Origin of the sequence: Mycobacterium pseudoshottsii JCM 15466, from assembly GCF_003584745.1 — a bacterium.
Lineage (GTDB): Bacteria > Actinomycetota > Actinomycetes > Mycobacteriales > Mycobacteriaceae > Mycobacterium > Mycobacterium marinum.
In genome coordinates this window covers 2,843,077-2,862,996 of record NZ_AP018410.1, presented here as the reverse complement: position 1 = coordinate 2,862,996, position 19,920 = coordinate 2,843,077, and the positions used below count along the sequence as shown (strand labels likewise).

At 66.0% G+C, this 19,920-nt stretch carries 13 protein-coding genes and 1 pseudogene; 7 read left to right on the top strand and 7 right to left on the bottom strand.

Features of this window, described 5'->3' with window-relative positions; genetic code table 11:
• Nucleotides 1–75: 75 nt before the first annotated feature.
• Both MPSD_RS12955 and MPSD_RS31050 read left to right on the top strand, forming a co-directional pair.
• Entirely contained in the window at nt 76–447 is a 372-nt protein-coding gene (locus tag MPSD_RS12955; protein ID WP_011741014.1) for a SpoIIAA family protein, read from the top strand.
• 100 nt (nt 448–547) lie between these two features.
• Nucleotides 548–3,872: pseudogene (locus MPSD_RS31050) on the top strand (protein kinase domain-containing protein).
• A 51-nt stretch (nt 3,873–3,923) separates the two neighbouring features.
• On the opposite strand, the gene MPSD_RS12945 reads toward MPSD_RS31050, so the two are convergent.
• Nucleotides 3,924–5,345: a PE family protein gene (locus MPSD_RS12945; protein ID WP_036427350.1), complete on the bottom strand. Its 1,422-nt coding sequence runs from the start codon at nt 5,343–5,345 to the stop codon at nt 3,924–3,926.
• A 130-nt stretch (nt 5,346–5,475) separates the two neighbouring features.
• Entirely contained in the window at nt 5,476–6,987 is a 1,512-nt protein-coding gene (locus MPSD_RS12940; RefSeq protein WP_020787560.1) for an MFS transporter, read from the bottom strand.
• A 262-nt stretch (nt 6,988–7,249) separates the two neighbouring features.
• Here MPSD_RS12940 and MPSD_RS12935 point away from each other — a divergent pair, with 262 nt between their 5' ends.
• A complete protein-coding gene (locus tag MPSD_RS12935; protein ID WP_036427352.1) occupies nt 7,250–8,110 on the top strand; it encodes an SCO6745 family protein in 861 nt (286 codons plus the stop codon).
• A gap of 433 nt (nt 8,111–8,543) precedes the next feature.
• Nucleotides 8,544–9,599 (top strand): TolB family protein, encoded by a 1,056-nt coding sequence (locus MPSD_RS12930; protein ID WP_232022835.1) that lies wholly within the window; start codon nt 8,544–8,546, stop codon nt 9,597–9,599.
• A gap of 3 nt (nt 9,600–9,602) precedes the next feature.
• Here MPSD_RS12930 and MPSD_RS12925 read toward each other — a convergent pair whose 3' ends face one another.
• Entirely contained in the window at nt 9,603–11,159 is a 1,557-nt protein-coding gene (locus MPSD_RS12925; protein WP_012394298.1) for a succinic semialdehyde dehydrogenase, read from the bottom strand.
• A gap of 168 nt (nt 11,160–11,327) precedes the next feature.
• Nucleotides 11,328–12,314, bottom strand: coding sequence for a linear amide C-N hydrolase (locus MPSD_RS12920; RefSeq protein WP_036426631.1), 987 nt, complete (start codon nt 12,312–12,314; stop codon nt 11,328–11,330).
• Between the two features lie 252 nt (nt 12,315–12,566).
• Between MPSD_RS12920 and MPSD_RS12915 the strand changes: the two genes are divergently transcribed.
• Nucleotides 12,567–13,244 (top strand): VldE C-terminal domain-containing protein, encoded by a 678-nt coding sequence (locus MPSD_RS12915; RefSeq protein WP_020787565.1) that lies wholly within the window; start codon nt 12,567–12,569, stop codon nt 13,242–13,244.
• 207 nt (nt 13,245–13,451) lie between these two features.
• Nucleotides 13,452–15,896 (top strand): glycogen/starch/alpha-glucan phosphorylase, encoded by a 2,445-nt coding sequence (locus MPSD_RS12910; RefSeq protein WP_086085153.1) that lies wholly within the window; start codon nt 13,452–13,454, stop codon nt 15,894–15,896.
• Between the two features lie 204 nt (nt 15,897–16,100).
• Here MPSD_RS12910 and MPSD_RS12905 read toward each other — a convergent pair whose 3' ends face one another.
• Nucleotides 16,101–16,409: a GlsB/YeaQ/YmgE family stress response membrane protein gene (locus tag MPSD_RS12905; RefSeq protein ID WP_020787568.1), complete on the bottom strand. Its 309-nt coding sequence runs from the start codon at nt 16,407–16,409 to the stop codon at nt 16,101–16,103.
• Nucleotides 16,410–16,594: 185 nt separating this feature from the next.
• On the opposite strand from MPSD_RS12905, the gene MPSD_RS12900 reads away from it, so the two are divergent.
• Nucleotides 16,595–17,467 (top strand): alpha/beta fold hydrolase, encoded by an 873-nt coding sequence (locus tag MPSD_RS12900; RefSeq protein WP_020787570.1) that lies wholly within the window; start codon nt 16,595–16,597, stop codon nt 17,465–17,467.
• A gap of 41 nt (nt 17,468–17,508) precedes the next feature.
• On the opposite strand, the gene MPSD_RS12895 is transcribed toward MPSD_RS12900, so the two are convergent.
• Both MPSD_RS12895 and idsB read right to left on the bottom strand, forming a co-directional pair.
• The gene (locus MPSD_RS12895) at nt 17,509–18,864 is read right to left on the bottom strand and encodes a hypothetical protein (protein WP_036426633.1); all 1,356 of its coding nucleotides are present in this window, start codon (nt 18,862–18,864) and stop codon (nt 17,509–17,511) included.
• Nucleotides 18,864–19,850, bottom strand: a complete 987-nt coding sequence (gene idsB / locus MPSD_RS12890; protein WP_036426635.1) for a geranylgeranyl diphosphate synthase IdsB — start codon at nt 19,848–19,850, stop codon at nt 18,864–18,866. Before idsB ends, MPSD_RS12895 begins: the two co-directional genes overlap by 1 nt.
• Nucleotides 19,851–19,920 lie beyond the last annotated feature (70 nt).

The following is a 19,920-nucleotide window of genomic DNA, read 5'->3' as shown; positions in this document are numbered from 1 at the left end:
ACCGGATAGCGTCGAGGTTGCATCCACCGGCGCGCCCGGCCGGACGGGTGCGAGTCACTCGACGAGGAGGACAGCATGATTGAGGTATTGACGGATTTTCCTGACGAGGTAGCGGCATTCGTGTGTCACGGGCATGTCACCAAGGACGACTACGAGACGGTGGTCATCCCCGATATCGAGAAGCGGCTGCTCAACCACGACAAGGTGCGCATCTACTACGAAATCGGTTCGGATTTCGGCGGCTTTGACCCTGGCGCCATGTGGGAGGACACCAAGCTGGGATTCAGCCACTTCCTCCGGTGGGAGCGGTTTGCCGTGGTCACCAACATCGAATGGATCAAGCAGACAGTGAAATTCGTCGGGTTCCTGATGCCCGGCGAGCTGCGCACCTTCACCCCGACGCAAGCCGAGGAAGCCCGCGCCTGGGTCAGCGCAGAATCCGGCTAGACCCACGCTCAACGCCGTTCGGGCGCGCTGGAGCAAAGGGCCTGTGCACCCGAGCCACTGGGCGTTACGGTGGTGTTTCAGCGAGGGATGGTGACCATCGATGGCTGAGGATGCTCCGTACACAACGCAGGCACACCCTGCCCAGCGGGGTGGCATTTCGGGTATCCCCGGCGAGCTCATCGATGCCGGATTCGAGAACGTCGCCGAAGTCGGACGCGGTGGCTTCGGCATCGTCTATCGCGCCTTCCAGCCGTCCCTGGATCGCACCGTCGCGGTCAAGGTCTTGACGGCTGACCTCGATCCAGACAACCTCGATCGGTTCCTGCGTGAACAACGCGCGATGGGCCGATTGTCCGGGCACCCGCACATCGTCACCATCCTCGAAGTCGGTACCACCGCGACCGGCCGTCCGTTCCTGGTGATGCAGTATCACCAGAACGACTCGCTAGAAGCGCTGGTCCGGCGCAACGGGCCGCTGGACTGAGGCGAGGTGGTGCGGCTCGGGGTCAAGGTGGCCGGCGCCTTGGAGGCCGCGCACCGGGTAGGCACGCTGCATCGTGACGTCAAACCGGGAAACATCCTGATCTCCGATTACGGCGAGCCGCAACTCACCGACTTCGGCATCGCCAGGATCGCCGGAGGTTTCCAGACCTCGACGGGGGTGATTACGGGTTCCCCGGCCTTCACCGCCCCCGAGGTGCTCGAGGGTGCACCGCCGACGCCGCAGTCGGATGTGTATTCACTTGGTGCGACACTGTTTTCCGCCATCACCGGTCATGCCGCCTTCGAGCGCCGCCGCGGTGAAAAGGTGGTGGCCCAGTTTCTGCGGATCACCTCGCAACCGATCCCGAATCTGCGTGGGGAAGGCCTGCCGGCCGACGTGGCCTCGGTGATCGAAAAGGCGATGGCGCGCGATCCCGCGGATCGTCCCGACAGTGCCGCCGCTTTTGGTGAGCAACTTCGCCAAGTTCAGCGTGAACATGGCGTCGCCGTCGACGAGATGGCGCACCCGGTCGAGTTGGGGGCGCCCCGCAGCGATCTGGCCACCGCCCGGTCGACGTACGGACACGACACCCATGCACCCCGGCACCGCCCACCCCCGCGACCAAGTATCGTCCCCAGGTTCCCGCCCGGTCGCGGGTCAGCCGCCGGCGGCTGACCGACGCGCTCAGCGCGGCCGGCCGGCGCCGGCTCATTCTGATCTACGCGCCCTCGGGGTACGGCAAGAGCACGCTGGCCGCCCAGTGGCGCGAGGAACTGGTGCGCGCGGGCGTCGCGGTCGCGTGGCTGACGATCGACGATGGCGACAACAACCCCGTCTGGTTTCTGGCGCATCTGCTGGAGTCGATCCGGCGGGTGCATCCGGGGGGTGGCCGAGTCACTGGACCACGTACTCGAGGAGCACGGCGACGACGGGAGCCGCTACCTACTGACGTCGATCATCGACGCCCTGCACGACGCCGACGAGCCGACCACCCTGATCGTCGACGATTGGCAGCGCGTGTCCGACAGCCAAACCATCGCCGCCCTGAGTTTTCTGCTCGAACACGGGTGCCATCACCTGCAGATCATCGTCACCAGCTGGTCCCGGACGGGACTGCCGTTGAGCAGACTGCGACTGGCCGATGAGCTGGTCGAGATCGACTCGGCGGCTTTGCGTTTCGACTCCGGCGAGGCGACGTCATTCTTCGACAGCCTCGGTGGGTTATCGCTGACCGGCAACGATGTGGCCGCCCTGACCGAGTCAACCGATGGCTGGGCCGCCGGGCTGCAACTGGCCGGGCTGTCCGTGCGAGGCGGCGCCGACGCGTCGACGCTGGTCGGCAAGCTCTGCGGCACCAGCGAGGTGATCGGTGAGTTCCTCGCCGAGAATGTCTTGGCCTCACTGGAACCCGAGATCGTCGATTTCGTCCTGGCCACCTCGATTCCCGAGCGAATATGCGCGGATCTGGCTTCGGCCCTGGCGCAGGTGCCCCGGGGGCCAAGCGTTGCTGGAGCAGGTCGCCCAGCGTGGCCTGTTTCTGCAGCCGGTCGACGGGGAACCGGGCTGGTTTCACTACCACCAGATGTTCGCCGAGTTTCTGCGCCGCCGGCTCGAACGCGACGATCCGCAGCGGGTCGCGCAGCTGCATCGCACCGCGGCGCTGTGGCTCAAAGAACACGACCGGCTCCACGATGCCGTCAAGCACGCGTTGGCGGCCGGCGATCCCGCTCTTGCCGTCGACTTCGTCGAGGATGACGAAACCAACCTGCTCGAACAGTCCAAGATGACGACCTTGCTCGAGATCGTCAAGAAGCTGCCGCCACGGCTGATCGTCTCCCGGGAGCGGCTGCAACTGGCCATCGCTTGGGCGAACATCCTGCTGCAACGCAAGGTGCCCGCCGCGCTCAATCTGTTCACGAAGGCGCTCGATCACGCGGACCCGGCCACCCAAGCCGACCTGCGGGTGGAAGCCGATGTGCTACAGGCGGTCGCGGACACGTTCGCCGACCGCATCGACCGGGTGGACACGCTTGTCGCCGAGGCACTCTCGAGGCCGCAAACGTTTCATCCGCGGGTGCCCGCGGTCGCCGGAAACGTATCGGCGTTCGCCGCGCTCTACCGGTTCCAGTTCGACCAAGTGCGCCGCCTCTTGGCGTGGGCAACACCCTACCGAGAGATGATGGGCCCGTTCGTCAGCGTCTACGCGCGGTGCTATCTGGGCTTGGCCGCCAAGTTTGCGCTCGATATTGCGACCGCGGTCGCCGAGTTCCGGCGAGCCGTGGAGATCGCACAGAGTTGCGGAACGAACTCCAACGCGACGCGGATCGCCGGCGCCTTCCTCGGTGAGATGCTGCACGATGTCGGCGAATTGACCGAAGCCAAGCTCCTGCTCGACGAGAGCTATCGGCTGAGCCCGGAGGGCGGCGGAGTGGACTACCTGGTGGCGCGGTTTGTGGCCGGCGCCAGAGTCAATGCGGCGCACGGGGATTGCGCCGCAGCGGCGGAGCGGCTGGAGGCTGGGATGGCGGTCGCCGACCAGCTGCACCTACCGCGACTGTCAGCGGCGATCAACCACGAGCGGGTCAGGCTGGGCATCGGCCTCTCGCCGCCGGTTTCTGCCCGGCTGCGCGATACCCGCCACAACTCGAGTGACGACGGAATCGTCACGCTCACCTACGAACTCGATGAAGCCTCCGCTATTCGGTTGCTGTCGGCCGGCGGTTCGGAGCAGGACCGCGCTGACGCCCACCGACGCGCTCGCGATCTGTTGACCGGTATTGATGCCACGCTACGACCGTGGGCGGCGTTGCGCGCTCAGCTATTGCTGGCCGAAACGCTGCGCGCAGCGGGACTGCAGCCCGATCCGGAGTCGGCCGGCCTCGCACAACGCTGCAACGAGCTGGGGCTGGTGCGCCTGGCCGTCGAAGCCGGCCTTACCTAGTTTCGGGACCTAGTTTCGGGACCTGGTTTCCGGCACCGTCCAGGTTGCTGCTCACCAGAAAAACGGCGGTTGGATATCGACGATGCCGTTGCCGCCGGTCGCGTCGGCCACCGCCTTGTACGCGCGAGCGAGCGCGAGATTGAAGTTCCCGGCACCGGCGCTGGCCTGGGCATCGGTGACCAGTGCCCAGGCATTGTTTCCGGCACCGATGGCCACACCGCCGTTGGCGGGGTTGACTTCGGCTAAGGTCGACGAGCCGATCGCCGCGGCCGTGTTGAAAACGCCGCCGCTGACGGCGGCAGTGCCCGCGGTCACCGCCGTGGCGCCATTGGCAATAGCGCTGCCACCACCGACGCCGAATACGGCGTTGAAGTCGCCGTGGGAGACGGCGGTGCCGCCGTCCATCGCCAGCGCGGGGTTGGCGGTGGCCACGTCGGCGTTCTGGATGTCGCTGATGGCCCAGGCCGAGTTGAAATTGCCGGTCACTACGCCGCTGGTGGTGTCGCCGGTGGCGGCGGAATCGGCGAAGTTGACGGCGCCCAGGCTGTTGCCGACCGCCCCGGCCACATTGAAGTCGCCCACGATGCTGGCGGTGGCGGTGCCGTTCAGGTTGGCGTTGGCGATGGCTTGGTTGACCTCGGCGTCGCTGTACTGGTCAAAGGCCCAGGCCCGGTTGAAGCTGCCGGTGGCGTCGGCGTTGGCAGCGCCGGTGAACGTCTGGGCGGTCACATCGTTGACCAGCGCGGCGCCGCCGCCGAAGGCTCCGACCGTGTTGAAGCTGCCGGTGGCCCCCGCGACGGCGTCCATACCGTCCGCGCGGGCGGTGTTGACTTCGGCGGCGCTGCCGTCGAAGGCCCAGGCGTTGTTGAAGCTGCCGTCCGCGCTCGCGGTGGCCCCGTTGTCGGAGCCCGCGGTGTTCACCGACGCGACACTGGCGCCGAAGGCTCCGGCCATGTTGAAGCCGCCGGAGGCGGCAGCGCCCCCGGTGACGTCGTTGACCGCCGCGAAACTGTCGGCCCCCATGGCGCAGGCACCGTTGAATACGCCGCCGCCGACCCGGGCGGTGCTGTTCTCGCCGACGGCGACCGCCAGCGAGCCAAAACCCGCGGTGGTGGCATTGGCACTGCCCCGCTGCAGCAGCTGCACCCCGCTGAACGACACGGCCAGATCCAGGTTCTGCGCGGCCGCGGCGTTGACGGCCTCGGCGGCGGTGTAGGCGGCCGCGCCCGAGTGCAAGCCCGCCACCAGCTGGCGGTGAAACGCCGCCACCTGGGCGCTGAGGGTCTGATAGGTCTGGGCATGCGTGCCCAACAGCGACGCGATGGCCGTCGACACCTCATCGGCAGCCGCGGCCAGCAGATCGGTTGTCGGGACGGCGGCGAGGGCATTGGCCGCCGCGATCGTTGAACCGATGCCGGCCAGATCGGTGGCCGCAGCCGACACCGCCTCGGGCACCGCGCTCACGTACGACATCACGCGCCTCTCGTCGGCCCGGTCAAGGCCTGGCTTCGCACCCGGAAAGCGCCCTTGATGCTGAAGGCAGATCAGACGCCGATCGTAACGTCCCACGGCCGGCCACCCGCGGCTTTTCGGCGGCGCCGCCTCAGCTCCCGGGGTGCTGCGCGCCCCGCGCGCCCGCCCCATCGGCCGGTTCGTCGTCGTCCTCGGCGTCGGCCACCGTCAGCGGCAGCGCCAACTCTTCCAGTGGGCGCTGTTCGACGGCGATGCCGAGCCAGAGTTCGACCAGGCCGGCCACGGCCATCACCGCGGCACCGATGATGAACGACCAGAACACCTGGCTACGCTGCCCGGACTCGATCAGCTGACCGAACAGCAGCGGGCCGCTGATGCCGCCGATCGCGGTGCCCACCGCGTAGAAGAAGGCGATGGCCAGGGCTCGGGTCTCCATCGGGAAGATCTCGCTGACCGTCAGGTAGGCCGCGCTCGCGCCCGCCGATGCCAGGAAGAACGCCGCCGCCAACACGATGATGAACGTCCAGACACCGCCGGTCTGGTTCACAAATATCACCGCGAGCACCACGGCTATCACCGCGGATCCGATGTAGGACATCGTGATCATGGGCTTGCGGCCGACGGTATCGAAGAGCCGCCCCAGCACCAGGGGCCCGACAAAGTTGCTCAGCGCCCACACGATGAAAAACAGCGGCACGTGTCCGGATTCGACACCGTAGAAGCCGCTTAGCAACGTGCCGAGATTGAACGTGACCCCGTTGTAGAGGAACGCTTGACCGATGAACAGCGCCAGCCCAAGAAAGGCCCGCCGCGGATAGCGGGTAAACGCGACCCGGGCGATCTCCCACAAGGAAATCCTTTGACGCTGACGTATCTTGAGCGGCCGCCCCGGCGGGTCAGGTAACCGCTGGCCGGTGTCGCGTTCTACTTCCTCCTCGATCTCCCGAACGATCTGCTCGGCTTCCTGCTCACGCCCATGAATGAACAGCCAGCGTGGGCTTTCCGGGACGTTGCGCCGGACCAGCAGCACAAAGATGCCGAAGATGGCACCCAAGCCGAAGGCAAGCCGCCACCCCATGTTGGGCGCGAAATTCGAGGTGTCCAACAGGACCAGCGCCCCGGCCGCTCCAGCGGCCGAACCCAGCCAATAGGTGCCGTTGATGATCAGGTCAACGCGGCCGCGCACGCGGGCGGGTATCAGTTCGTCGATCGCCGAGTTGATCGCGGCGTACTCTCCCCCGATGCCGGAGCCGGTGAAGAAACGCGCGATGAAGAAATACCAAGGTGCGAAGGCGAATGCGGTGGCCACGGTGGCCGTCAGGTACACCGCGAGGGTCAACAGAAACAGGTTGCGCCGCCCGAAGCGGTCGGTGAGGTGGCCGAAGAACAGTGCCCCCAGACAGGCCCCGGCGATGTAGAACGACGCCGCCACGCCGATCTGCGCGGGCGTCAGGTTGATCCCGCTGCCATGCTCGGTCAGCCGCGCCGACACGTTGCCGACCATGGTGACTTCGAGCCCGTCGAGGACCCACACGCCGCCAAGCCCGATCACGACGCGCCAGTGGAATCGTCCCCACGGCAACCGGTCCAGCCGTGCAGGTACGTGCGTCGAGATGGTCCCGGTTTGCGCGCGTGCGCTCATCGCTGACTCCGTTTCTGGGTGGGCAGTCGGGTACGCACCGGCGCGTATCGACAGGCCTCGAGCGCGACGTCTTCGGTGCCGGGACATACCGCGGGCTCACCGGAACCAAAGGCGCCGTCCAGCGACATTAGCCAATCAATCGGCAAAACTCGTAGGCGACCTTCCGACCCGAGTCCGGGCGATCACGGTGCTGGCGGCCGCCGCGGGACCCGTCGGGGCGGGTGCGCTCCCGCGGGGCGCCACCAAGTGGTTAGCTTCGGGAATGCAACGCACACCCGAGTTGGCCCGGCGTTTATACGATCGCTTCGAACCCATCCACGCCGTCACATATTTTGCTCCGGAGGCCCGGGCAGCCCTGGCCAACCTTGGGTACCGCGGATTCTGGATGGGCTATTTCGCCGCCCGATCGGCCCCGCTGGGCCAGGTGGCGCCGGAGGTCGTGACAGCCGCCTTCTACAACTTCGCACCCGCACGGGTGGCCAAGGCCCTGCCCGCGGCCTGGGACATCGCCGAGCCGCGGCTGGCGCTGCAGGCTCGCCAAGATTCGGCGGTGGCTGCCCTACGGCGTTACGGGCTCACCGACGACGACAACGTGCGCAGCGCTGGCCGGCTGGCCGGCAGCGCCGCCAGCCGGGCTTCGCTGGAGGGGCGCGCATTGTTTGCCGCCAATCGCGCCCTGCCGTGGCCAGAGGATCCGGTCGCGGCGCTGTGGCACGCAACGACCCTGCTGCGCGAGCATCGCGGGGACAGCCACGTAGCGGTGCTGGTGGCCGCCGGCGTCTCCGGACGCGAGTCAAATGTGTTCCACTGCGCGGCCGACGGAGTCCCCAACGACTACATGAAACTAACCCGCCACTACGACGACGCCGAGTGGCAAGCCTGTGTCAACAGCCTGGTCGGCCGCGGCCTGCTCACCGAAGAAGGATCGTTGGCGCCCGCCGGGCGCGAATTGCATGAGCACCTGGAGAACACCACCGATGCGCTGGCGCTGCGCGCCTTTGACGGTCTCGACGACGCCGAGCTGGACGCGTTGTTCCAGGCATTGACACAGGTCGCAAAGACCGTGATTTCCGCGGGTGACCTGCCCTCGGTGACGCCGATGAGTATACGGCGCGACTTTTAGCCACTGCTCGGATCGTATGGTCGCGAGGTGACCTCGCGCGGGCGAAACAGCGGACCGCGACAAGGCCCCTGTCCTCGTTGAACTTTCGCGCCCGATGCCGAAACCCGCTGCCACGCGGCCTCGTCGGGCATCCGTTCCCGCGACGGAACTCCGTTGTACAGCAGATGATTTCGGCTCGCCCGTCAACGCTAGTTCCAAACACCGACGCGCGCAACGGCGGTACGGCCGAAGCACCCACCGATGACGCCCGCGCCGCTGTTCACCGCATGCGCAGCCTCCGGGAACCGATAAGGTGGGATGCATGGCCTGGCGTCGCTCAGCCGCCCCGATAGTGGCATACCTTGTGGTACTGATGGCGCCGGCCTGCAGTCCAGCGGCCGATTCGGGGTCACCGTCGTCAAGCAAGCGCTCCACCGCCAACACTGGAACCTCGATGCCGGCGCTGTTCTATGCCAAGGCGGGTTCGCTGTATGTGAGCGATCCCGCCGGAACCCCCGGACGCAAGCTCACCGACGGACCGGCCGACACGCAGCCGGCGCCGTCCCCCGACGGCACGCGGGTGGCCTATGTCCACAAGAACAGCGCCTCGGACTACGGCGGTGAGCTGTGGGTGCTCGACCTGGCTGAGGATGCGCCGGCGGGGGCGCCCCACCGACTCGTGGACCCCGCCGCCCTCCCGCCGCCCCCCGGGCATCGACTCGGGCAGATCGTCAACCCGCGCTGGTCACCAACCGGCAAGCAGATCGCGTTCCTGCAGAACGACAGCAACGGCACCATGGCCGGCGGCCTGCTGATCGTCGCGGCCGCCGACACCGGCTCGGTGCTGTCGCCGCCGCAGCGCCCGGCCGCGGCCGACCAATATGCGTGGGCGCCGGACGGCAACCACATCGCGTGGGCGAACGCGCGCAGCGACGTGTCCCCCATCGACGTCAATGCCCTCGAGGTCGGCGCGGCCTCGGCTCCGGTCGCGATGGACACCAACGCGTATTCGGTGGCCTACGGCAGCGACGGTCGGTCGATCCTGTTCACCAACGGCGATGCCTCCGGTCCGAACTTCACCGAGATCCCGTTTGCGCTTCGCGACGGTGGCATCTATTCCGCCGCCGCACCCGGCGGCACCGGCACCGATCCGGCCGGAGCTCCCAGGACGGTGTTCGCCAGAGCCGGCTCCTACTACTCCGATCTCGCGGCGCTGTCCTCCGGCGAGCTGGCTTTCACCGAAACCCGAAGCGGCGAAGGCGAATCGTCGAAAAACCTGCAGCTTCTCGATGTCTCGGGCGGCGCGCCGCAAACGATTGCCGCCAACGTCGCCGCCGAGGTCCAGGGGCCCCGGTGGGGAGCCGGCGACGTGGTCGCCTACCTGGAGAGCTCACCGGGCAAGCCGCTGGTCATCACCGATCTGGACAAGCGCACCCGCCAACAGATCGACACTGGGGTGGATGCGTTCGCCTGGCCACCCCAAGCCGCGACGGCAACCAGCGGCGGCTAGCGGTCACTTCCGCCCGGGCAGCTTCATCACCGTGCGCACGATCGGCAAGAGCGACTTCTGCCAGAGGGTGGGCGGGACGCCCATCGGCGGATCGAGGTTGAATACCCGCGCGGTGGCGATCGTCTGCGATTCGGTGTACTTGAGCAGCCCCTCGGGGCCGTGCCTGCGGCCGACCCCGGAGATTCCCATGCCGCCCATCGGTGCGCTCAGGCTTCCCCAGGCGAAGGCATAGCCCTCGTTGACGTTCACCGTTCCCGACCGCAACCGGGCGGCGATCTTCTCCCCCTCGGCGGTCGAGCCCGCCCATACGCTGGCGTTGAGCCCGTATTCGGTGTCGTTGGCCTTCTCAACGGCTTCCTCGACGTCGGCAACCGGGTAGATCGAGACGAGCGGCCCAAACGTTTCGTTGTCCGCGCATTCCATTTCGTGGGTGACATCGGTCAGCACGGTCGGCTCGTAGAACAGCGGCCCGACATCGGGTCGAGCCTTGCCACCCGCAATCACCTTGGCGCCCTTGGCCGTTGCGTCATCCACGTGGCCGGACACGGTCTTGAGCTGTCCCTCGGAGATCAGGCTGCCCATGTCGACCGAGAAGTCGTAGGCGGTACCGAGCTTCATGCTTCGCACCGCATCGCCGAACTTGCGGGTGAACTCGTCGGCGATGTCTTTCTCGACGTAGATCCGCTCGATCGAGATGCACAATTGGCCCGCGTTGGAGAAGCAGGCGCGGGTGGCCGCCTTGGCCACCTTGTCGAGGTTGACGCCGCGCGTCACGATCATCGCGTTCTTGCCGCCCAGTTCGGCCGAGAAACCGATGAGCCGACGGCCGGCGTGCTCGGCGAGCCGGCTGCCCGTCGCCGACGAACCGGTGAACATCAGGTAGTCGCAGTTATCGGCGATCGCGGTACCCACCACCGAGCCCGGGCCCGGCACGATCGCATACAGCGCGCGCGGCAGGCCGGCCCGGTACAGCAGCTCGGCGCACGCCAGTGCGCAGTACGGCGTCTGGCTGTCCGGCTTGAGCACCACCGCGTTACCCGCGATCAGCGCGGGAACCGAGTCCGACGCCGTGAGCGTCATGGGGTAATTCCATGGCGAAATCACCCCGACCACGCCTTTGGGCTGGTAGCCGACCGTGGTCTTGCCGATCCCGGGCAGCAGCGCCTGTACCGTGCGGGGCTTTAGCAGGCCCGCGGACACGCGTGCGTAGTAGTTGGCGTTGGCCACCAGGTCGACGACTTCCTCCTGCGCCGCCCAGCGCGCCTTGCCCGCCTCGGCCTGCAGCAGGTCCATCAGAAACTCGCGGTTCTCGATGACCAGATCGCGGTAGCGGCGGATGACCTCCGCGCGTTCGCTGACCGGACGCTTCGCCCAGTTGGCCTGTGCCGCGCGAGCTTCGGCAAACGCTGCCTCGACGTCTTCGGCGGTGCCGACCGGGATGGTGGTCAACGGTTTGCCAGTAAAGACCTCGTCGATGGTCCGGGTCGGACGAGCATCGACGTCCTTGATCGCGGCAAGGCTCAGTAGACGCTCGAAGACCGCGGATGACGGAACAGGCATATCGCTACCTCTCGAAGACGCACAGATTCGTTGGACATTTATAGGGCAAATGTAAGCCAGTTATAACAACAGACTAGCCGCCGATGAATTTGCTCAACCCAATGGCGACGAGTAGCCCGAATCCGGCCGGGCACCGCCGCCGAGTCGGGCCGCGAGGCGGCGCAGCGCTCAGCGCGGACTCGGTGCCAGGAAGTGGAACGGCGCGGCCGGCTCGAACTTCTGCGACACATCGCCGCCCTGATCGTCGGGGACACCGACGGTGAGCTTCATCGGTTGCGCGGCGGGCGTCAGATCGACCTTGTCGAGATCGACCCAGATCACCGACGGGTTGATCACCGAGTCGAAGTAATAGCGCCGAGCGTCGTGGTCGACCACCGATCGCCATAACGTGGACGCGATGTTGGGCTTGTCGGGGTCACTCATGCCCAGCGGTACTCCGATCGAGCGCATCTGCGAGAACACCGCCGCCACCGCCTGGCGCCGATCACTGAATTGCGGTGACGCCTTCAGGGCGTAGCTGGCGCGCACAAAGCGGTCCGCGGAGGTGATGGTTCCGGGCAGCATGTTGTGCCCGCCGATCAGATCCCAGTAGGTGTTGATGGCGAGCTGCTGCTCGAATACCGGCGAATTCGTCAACACCGTGTGGTCACGACTGTGGTGGATCACCAGCTTGGCGTCGAGGTACTCGAAGATCGCCGAATCGCCACCGGCGTCGGACAACGCGACATGCACCGAGGCGGCACGTCCGTTCGGCGCGTCGGCCGAGACCACCGTCATCGGATCGGCGCTCATCGCCTCGACCGCCTCAGCGACCGTGCCGAAATTGTCGAGCAGGTACTGCAGCCAGGCCCCCACCGAGATCGTCGGCTTGGACCGCGCGCCCTGGTCGCCGTAATCGGACTCGGTCAGGTAGAGCAGGTTGCCCACCATCCCCGCTTCGTTGACGCCGTCGGAGGTCGCCAGGTCGTAGATGCTCAGGATCACCGAGCCGTACTTCGAGGTCCACGTGATCGACCCCGCCCCCACCCCGCCGTCGCGGCGCATGCCGCGGGGAAACACCCAGCAGTCCGTTTGCATGTCCAGGTCGTTCCAGTCCATGCCGCGTCCGGTGACGCAGGTCCCCGTGCCGGTCCTGTAGAGAATGCGTGTACACATGCGACTCCCCGTTCCTGAAGCGACTGACCCCGAAACCGGTTCTGGGTCAAGCTGATCCCGAACAAACCGCCGTCATCGACCAACCGGTGCCGATGCTTTGGCGTCGAAGCCGATTATGGACCGTCGCAGTTCTGACCAGACCGCGGGCGGCACCGGCCCGATCCGGTCGAGCATCCGCCGGCGCACAAAGCCAGAAAACCAACGACCAAAACACTGTCCCACCCGTCCCACCCGACACTAGAGTGCTGTTTCGTGGGCATTAACGTCTTCGGCAATGGCCGGGGCCGGTGGTTGGCATTCACGGCCTCGCTGGCCTTGTCGGCCGCCATGATCTACGCCCAGAACGCCAAGCCTCCCTGTTGCGTCGAGCCGCCGGCGGCCGCTCCGGTGTCCCCCGCATCCCCGGCACCCGCACCGGTCAGCGCGCCGCACACCGCCAGTCCGGTGGAGGCCCAGTCGCTGGCGGCGAACGTGCCTGTGACAGCTCAGGAATTCCAGTTCTCCCTGCCCTCCGGTGTCGCGCCGGAAAGTGGGTTGCAGGTCAAGACCATCTGGGCGGCCCGCGCCATCAGCGTCTTGTTTCCCCAGATCACCACCATCGGCGGGTTCCGGCAGGATCCGTTGAAGTGGCATCCCAACGGGTTGGCCATCGACGTGATGATCCCCGACCACGCCAGCCCCGAGGGAATCGAGCTGGGCAACCAGATCGCCGGCTACGCGTTGGCCAACGCCAAGCGCTGGGGTGTGCTTCACGTGATCTGGAGGCAGAAGATCTACCCGGGCATCGGAGCGCCGACCTGGACGGCGGACTACGGCTCCGAAACGCTCAACCACTACGACCACGTGCATATCGCCACCGACGGCGGCGGATACCCGACCGGCCAGGAGACCTACTTCATCGGGTCGATGAAGCCGACGCCGCGGGAATGATCGATTCGGCGCTGCCCGCCATCGCCGTGCTGCCGCGGCGGTGTCGCGGCGTCAGATATTCATGAAGCGATTCACGCTCCGGTGCGATACTCGCAGGCATCAGGACGGCTGGAAACCAATGGGGGAAGCGCGACCATGAGTGATGTCATTCTGCCCGCGGCCCAGGCGGCCACCGCAGCCACGAATGTCGGCGATGTGCGCACCGGAATGAGTTCCGATGCCCTGCGTCAGGCGATTGAAGACCACCTGCGCTATTCGCTCGGGCGTCCCGCGGCCCTGCTGGAGCCCAAGCATTACTACCGCGCGCTCGCGCTGGCTGTGCGCGATCGGATGCAGCAGCGCTGGATCGAGACCACCCAGACCTATCTGGATCTCTCCCGCAAAGTGGCCTGTTACCTGTCGGCGGAGTTTCTGCTCGGCCCGCACCTGGGCAACAACTTGCTCAACCTGCAGATCGAGGAGGAGGCGCGCGCCGCGCTGACCGCGCTGGGGCAAGATTTTGACGAGGTACTGGCCTGCGAGGAGGAGCCCGGCCTGGGCAATGGAGGGTTGGGCCGGCTCGCGGCCTGCTATCTGGACTCGCTGGCCACCCTGCAGCGCCCGGCGGTCGGCTACGGGATCCGCTACGAGTTCGGCATCTTCGACCAGGAGATCCGCGACGGCTGGCAGGTGGAGAAGACCGACAACTGGCTGGCCGACGGCAATCCCTGGGAGATCGTCAAACCCGAACTGAACTACCGGGTCGGCTGGGGCGGCCTCACCGAGTCCTACATCGATGAGCGGGACAGATACCGGGTGCGCTGGATTCCCCAGCGCGCGGTCAAGGGCGTCTACTACGGCACGCCCATTCAGGGCTACGGAGTCAACACCTGCAACACCCTCACGCTGTGGAGCGCCCGGGCCATCCAGTCACTGGCGCTGGATGCGTTCAACGCCGGCGACTACTACCGGGCGGTCGATGACCAGGTGGTGTCCGAAACCGTCACCAAGGTGCTCTACCCCAACGATGAGCCGGAAGTCGGCAAACAACTGCGGCTGGCCCAGCAGTACTTCTTTGTGTCCTGTTCGCTGCAGGACATCCTGCACCTGCTCGAGGACTTCGCCGGCTTGCCCGTGCAGGAGCTGCCCAACCGCGTGGCGATTCAACTCAACGACACCCACCCCTCGATCGCCGTGGCCGAGCTGATGCGGCTGCTGGTCGATGAACGTGACCTGAATTGGGAGGAGGCCTGGCGGATCACCGTGGCGTCGCTGGCCTACACCAATCACACCCTGTTGCCGGAAGCTCTCGAAACCTGGCCCCTGTCGATGTTTGAACGGTTCCTGCCGCGACATCTGGAGATCATCTACGAGATCAACCGGCGTTTCCTCGACGAGGTACGGGCACGGTTTCCCGGCGATGAGAACCGGGTCCGGCGGATGTCGCTGATCGGCGAGGACGGCGACCGCAGCATCCGCATGGCGCATCTGGCGACCGTGGGCAGCCACGCGGTCAACGGTGTCGCGGCGCTGCACTCCGAGCTGTTGAAAACCACTGTGCTCAAAGACTTCTACGAGATGTGGCCGCAGCGATTCAGCAACAAGACCAACGGGGTGACCCCGCGCCGATTCGTTGCCCTGGCCAATCCCGGCCTGCGCAAACTGCTCGATGAAACACTCGGCCCTGGGTGGTTGCGCAACCTGGACCGCTTGAGCGAGCTGGCGCCGTTGGCCGGTGATCCGGCGTTTCAGCAGCGGTGGCGGGCCGTCAAACGAACCAACAAGGCCCGGCTATCGGATTATGTGCGGTCCTGCACCGGTATCGAGCTCGACCCGGACTGGCTTTTCGACATCCAGGTCAAGCGCATCCACGAATACAAGCGCCAGCATCTCAACGTGCTGCACATCATCACCGCCTACCACCGGCTCAAGCTCAATCCGGATCTGGAAACCGCTCCGCGCGCATACATTTTCGGCGGCAAGGCGGCACCCGGCTACATCATGGCCAAACTCATCATCAAACTGATCAACTCCGTCGCGGAAATCGTCAACTCCGATCCCGACGTCAACGACCGGATGAAGGTCGCGTTCATCCCGAACTTCAATGTGCAAAGCGGCCAGATGATCTATCCGGCGGCCGATCTCTCCGAGCAGATCTCCACGGCCGGCAAGGAAGCATCCGGCACGGGCAACATGAAGTTCATGATGAATGGTGCACTGACCATCGGCACCCTCGATGGGGCCAACGTCGAGATCCGCGAGCAGGTGGGCGCGCAGAATTTCTTCCTGTTCGGCCTGACCGTCCAGGACGTGCAGCGGGTTTTGGCCGCGGGCTATCGTCCCCGGGACTACATCCGCGAAAACGCGGAACTCTCGGCGGCTCTGGGGTTGATTGGTTCGGGAGCGTTCTCCGGCGGTGACCCCGAGGTGTTTGCGCCGCTGATCGCCAACCTGAGCGAGCGGGATCCGTTCTTGGTCAATGCCGACTACGCCGACTACCTGCGCGCCCAGCAGGAAGTCAGCAACACCTGGCAAGACACCGAAAGCTGGACTCGCAAGTCGATTCTCAACTCCGCCTACAGCGGGAAGTTTTCCTCAGATCGGGCGATCGCCGAATATTGCGACGATATCTGGAACATCGCCGCGGTGACCATTGGGTTCCGCCCGGACTGACTGCCCGGCTCGCCGGCGAGTGGCCGACACCTGCGCGGCGAGCACTCCCGTCCGCACTGGATGCCGCCCAAGGTACCCCCTTGAATAACCTTGGGCGGCATCACCATTAGCGACTATTGACCGCCGCGGTGCCGTCGGAGCCGGTGCAGGACTGCCGTAATCCCGGCCGTAGACGATCAGCCGGGATTACGGGTCGGCTGGCTGTCAGTGCAGCAGTCCGGAACGGCGACCGCCGGTGATGCCGGAGTGCCGCCTGCCCATCAGCGAGGCAACCGCGGCCACGCCAACAGCGGCCACGATGACCTGGACCAGCAGTTCGAGCCAGTCGACGCCACTGGTCGCGGTCGGGATTCCGACAGCCTTTGCGATCGCGGTCCCGATGAACGCGGAGACGACGCCGACCAGGATGGTGACGAGCACTCCGATGGATTGTCGGCCTGGCACGACGAGTCGGCCGAGCACGCCGATTACCGTGCCGATGAGAATTGCAGTGATAACGCCGGTGATAGTCATCTGTCCTCCAAGGGGGTTTGCAGGTGCAGTTGAAATACCCCCGGCGCCGGCCACATAAACGTCGGCGCGATGTACACACCGCCCACCGCTATCCGAATCGGCCGGCACTGGCCCGGATGTGCGGTAAACGTCGGTCGCAAGAAATTCACCCGGTTGAACGAATCTCGGCCCTAGGGTCGAAGCCTATGGAATCCGCTGCGCAGCCCCACCGGATCGAAGTGGGAGAAACCGTCTGCAACGACGGCACCGTGATCGGCCACACGGCGGCCGGCGAGGGCCCGGCCTTGGTGTTGTTGCCCGGCTGGTCGCTCACCGCACAGATCTTCCGCCATCAGCTGGCTGGTTTGTCGCACACATGGCGGGTGCTGGCGATCGATCATCGCGGGCACGGTCGTTCGTCAACCCCCCAGCTCGGCTATCACATCCACCGCCTTGCCGCCGACCTGCGAACCGTATTGCAGACGCACCAACTCGATCAGGTCCATCTGCTCGGACATTCGATGGGGTGCGCGGTGATCTGGTCCTACCTCGAGCTATTCGGTACCGATCGGCTCGCCTCGCTGCTGCTGGTCGACCAGATGCCCTGCGCGCTAAGAAATCCCGCGTGGACCGGTGCCCAGGCTCTCGAGGCCGGAGCGACGATGGACCCCACCGGACTGTTCGCGTTCACTGATCGGCTGCGCGCCGATGGCGATGACCCGCGTCCGGACTTCGTCACCGAGGTTGTCTCCGAAGGCATCGGAGCAGATGAATTGGCCTGGCTCGTGGAGCAAGGCCAGACGTTGGACCGCCGCTGCGCCGCCGACCTGATCTTTGACGTGGCAACCCATGACTGGCGCGGGCTGATGGCGCACATCGGCTTGCCAACGCTGGTGCTGGCCGGCGACTCGGTCAATGTGCCGATCGCTTCCCAACGATGGATGTGGCGGCAGATCCCCGGCGCGCAATTTGCCCGGGTCCCGGGACGGCGGGGTGGCACGCACTTCCCATTCCTGGAAAACCCGCAGACCTTCAACGACGTGGTGTCGCAGCATCTTTGCGCCCACCGGCCCGGCTGAGACCGGCCGGCCTCTGGCAAGCGCTTCGCGGGTACGGTGATCTAGGCCGGTGGGACCATGCGCAGCGAAACCCCGCTGTATCCGCCGGCGACCAAGTTGTATGAATTCGCGTAGTCCGAGTCGTGAAAGCTGAAGAAGTTGAGGACGAGCTTGGAAATCTCGGAACGCCCGGTGAGGTGGTGCAGACCCTGACATGCGTCGATCAGCGACCGCTCCGCCGTGCCATAGGCATGGGCAAAATAGTTCAATCGCTTGACGAAGGCCGGCGCCGCCTTGGCCACCGGCAAGGCATGTAGCGAGTCGAGAGCCAGATTGGTTTGGCGGCGCGTGAGGTCCTTCTCCAAGCGTGTGGTCATCGGGTCGTCGGCGCACACGCGGGCCAACACCTCATCGAACCTGGAATCCGTTGCCGCTGTGGCATCGGTGATCCGATTCGCCAGATCCTCACGGCCGGACTGATTCTTCAACAACTCGGGCCCGATGTCGCTCAGCAGGCAGACGAGACGATTGCACGCTGAAAGTGCGCGGAACAAGAGCAGATCGATCTCTTCCATCGGCACGTCGCGGTACTCGGGTGTGTCCAGCAGGAAGGCGATGTAGTACCCCAGGGTGGTGGAGGCCAAGATCGCATCGGCGCTGCTTTCCAGCCGCTGGCCGATTCCGCCCCTGAGTCCCGTGCCGATCATCCGATTGACGCCGGTGTAGCGCCCGAGCAGATAGCGCCGCACCGGTTCGGCGTAGCGCAGTCCCCTGATGGCGCGCAGCACCCCGCGAGCGGCGATGATGTTGCCGACGAGCAGCGGCCACAGCGCGGCGCGCACGTCAGCTCGCACATTCCGGCCGCATTGTGCGTTGAAGGCCTTGACCAGCTGTGAATAGGCAGCTCCACTCGGCGTCTGAATCAAGAAGTCGATGCGACGAGCGCTCGCGCGGCTATCGGCGAGCAACATCGGCGCTGCGGGCCTTGGCCTCGATAGCGCACGGATGGCCGCGTGATTGACATCGGTCGCAAGTTTGCGCCGCAGCCGTTCGTGGGGGCCGTCGAGGCGAGGATCCATGCCGAGCCCGATGCCCAGATCGTTGGCGACAGCGTCGAAAGCCAGGTACGTGTTTAGGGCGGGGCTTTGTCCCAGCAGGTGCTCGGCGTGGGCGTCCTCCATTGAGTACAGAAGTACCTTTTCCGTCATCGCATGCGTGGCTCCGCTGCCGCTGAGACGCAGCCATTCGGGCTGCGCCGGACTCTGCGGCGACGAGCACCACAGGAAGAAGTCGCGGCACGGCGAGTCGGCAAATGCATCCTGCAACACGCCAGCAATGCCTTTGGTGAGGTTGTCCAGCACCTCGTCGTGGGAGTTGCGCCGAAAACTGGCGATGTCCACGGCGTTTTCCCCGGCCATCAGCGCTCCCGGCAGCAGATCAGTTGCGACAACGCGATCAGATCGCGGGATCGCACGGCATCGGGCAGTGCCGCGACAGTCGCTTGAATGCGTTGATCGGCGCATCGCTGCACGGCGTGGCGTCCCGCGGCAACGTCGACAAGGGTTGCGGCGCGATCGATGTCACCGGTTGCCATGAAACTGCCGGAGTGGCAGAGCGCCGCCGGTTCGATGGCCGCTTCGGATCGTGAGTTCAGTGCGGCCGCCACCGTCAGTGTCGCGTTACGGCGGCCAAGGTCGTTGACGCATTGGAACGCCAGACCCAATTCACGGCCGAACCGTTCCAACGCCGCAATCGTGGCATCGCCGGCATCGGCGGCCAAAGCGCCTAGACCGCAACAACAACCGATCAAGGCCGCAGTCTTGCCTGCGGCCATCCGCTCGTAACTGTCGACCGGGCCGGCTTGACCGCATTCGAATGCGCAATCCTCGAACCAGCCGATACACAAGTCCAGGCACGACGTCTCCAACCGCATGACCGCCCGGACCGCCACGCCCGAGTCAGGCAGGTCGGTCAGGGTCCGAATAGCCGCAGTCTGCAACGCATCTCCCAACAGGATCGCGTTGTCGATGCCCCAGATACTCCACACCGCGCGCCTGCCGCCGCGGGTCACCTCCCCAGCCATCACGTCGTCATGGAGCAACGTGCCGCTGTGCACCAACTCCACCGCCGCCGCAATCGGCGCCGCGTTGCCGGCATCACCGCCGCAGGCCGCGGCGGCCGCCCAGACCAGAGCGGCGCGAACGAACGTGCCCGACGATCCTGCTAGGGCGGATCTATCGATATCCCACCAGCCAAGGTGGTAGCCGGCCATCGTCGCCAACGGTTCCGGCATCGACTCGACGGCCCTGCGCAACACCGGATCACACGCGGCTCGAGCGCTGCTCAAAAACAGCTGCACAACCTCGGCGGGCACATCGCTCTCACAAGTCCCGTCCGCGGTCAACGTGCCTCCCCAACGCCACGGGAACGTCCAGATCCCAGCGTTGCCAGCAAACTCACAACCAGTGTGTCGG